Here is a 1084-nt window from a genome sequence, read left to right on the forward strand (position 1 = left end):
ACTCCACCGTCTCCTTCGACGGCGCCACCTTCGAACTGTGGGCCCCGCTCGCCCGGGGCGCCGCCGTCGCGATCTCCCCGGCCGATCGGCCCTCCACCGAGGAACTCGTGCGCGACGTCGAGCGGTTCGGCGTCACCACCCTCTTCCTCACCACCGCGCTCTTCCACCACCTGGCCGCCAAGCAGTCGCGGATCTTCGGCGTGCTGCGCACCGTGGTCGTGGGCGGCGAGGCGATGTCCGCCGAGCACGCCGGGGCGGTGCTGCGGGCCTTCCCGTGGCTGGAGCTCCACAACGGGTACGGGCCCACCGAGGCCACCACCTTCACCACCCTGCACCGGGTCACCCCGGCCGACTGCGACCTCGGCGCCGTCCCGATCGGACGGTCCTTCGGCGGCGCCCGCGCCCTCGTCCTGGACGAGCGGCTCGCGCCGGTGGAGCCCGGCACGGTCGGCGAGCTCTGGATCGCCGGCGGGCGGCTCGCCCAGGGCTACCTCAACCGGCCCGAGCTGACCGCCGAGCGCTTCCGTGAGCTTCCGGGCCACGGCCGCGCCTACCGCAGCGGCGACCTGGTCCAGGCCGATCCGGCCGGCCTGCTGTTCCTCGGCCGTACCGACGAGCAGATCAAGCTGGGCGGCCGCCGGATCGAGCTCGGCGAGGTGGACGCGGCCCTGCAGGCACTGCCCGGCGTGGCCGGCGCGGCCGCGGCCGTGCGGACCGCGCGCGGCGGCAACCAGCTGCTGGTCGGCTACCTGGTGGTCCAGGACGACTTCGACCGCGAGCAGGCCGTCGAGCGGCTGCGGGCCGAGCTGCCCGCCGCCCTGGTGCCGCTGCTCGCCCCCGTCGACGCCCTGCCCACCCGCACCTCCGGCAAGGTGGATCGCAACGCGCTGCCCTGGCCGCTGCCCGAGCTGGAGGCCGCCGGGCCGAACGAGCAGCTGTACGGCACCGAGGCCTGGCTCGCCGAGCAGTGGGCCGAGATCCTCGGGGTGCAGGTCGGCAGTGCGCGCGACGACTTCTTCGCGATCGGCGGCGGCAGCCTGGCCGCGGCCAGGCTGACCACCCTGCTGCGCACCCGCTACCCGAG

Annotated in this window: 1 protein-coding gene; it reads left to right on the plus strand. The window is 75.5% G+C overall.

Annotated elements, in window-relative coordinates; genetic code table 11:
* The coding region (locus tag ACFQ87_RS46700) for a non-ribosomal peptide synthetase (protein WP_380617127.1) at nt 1–1084 on the plus strand (1084 nt) is incomplete at both ends.

The organism is Kitasatospora sp. NPDC056531, assembly GCF_042794375.1.
In the GTDB taxonomy this organism is placed as follows: domain Bacteria; phylum Actinomycetota; class Actinomycetes; order Streptomycetales; family Streptomycetaceae; genus Kitasatospora.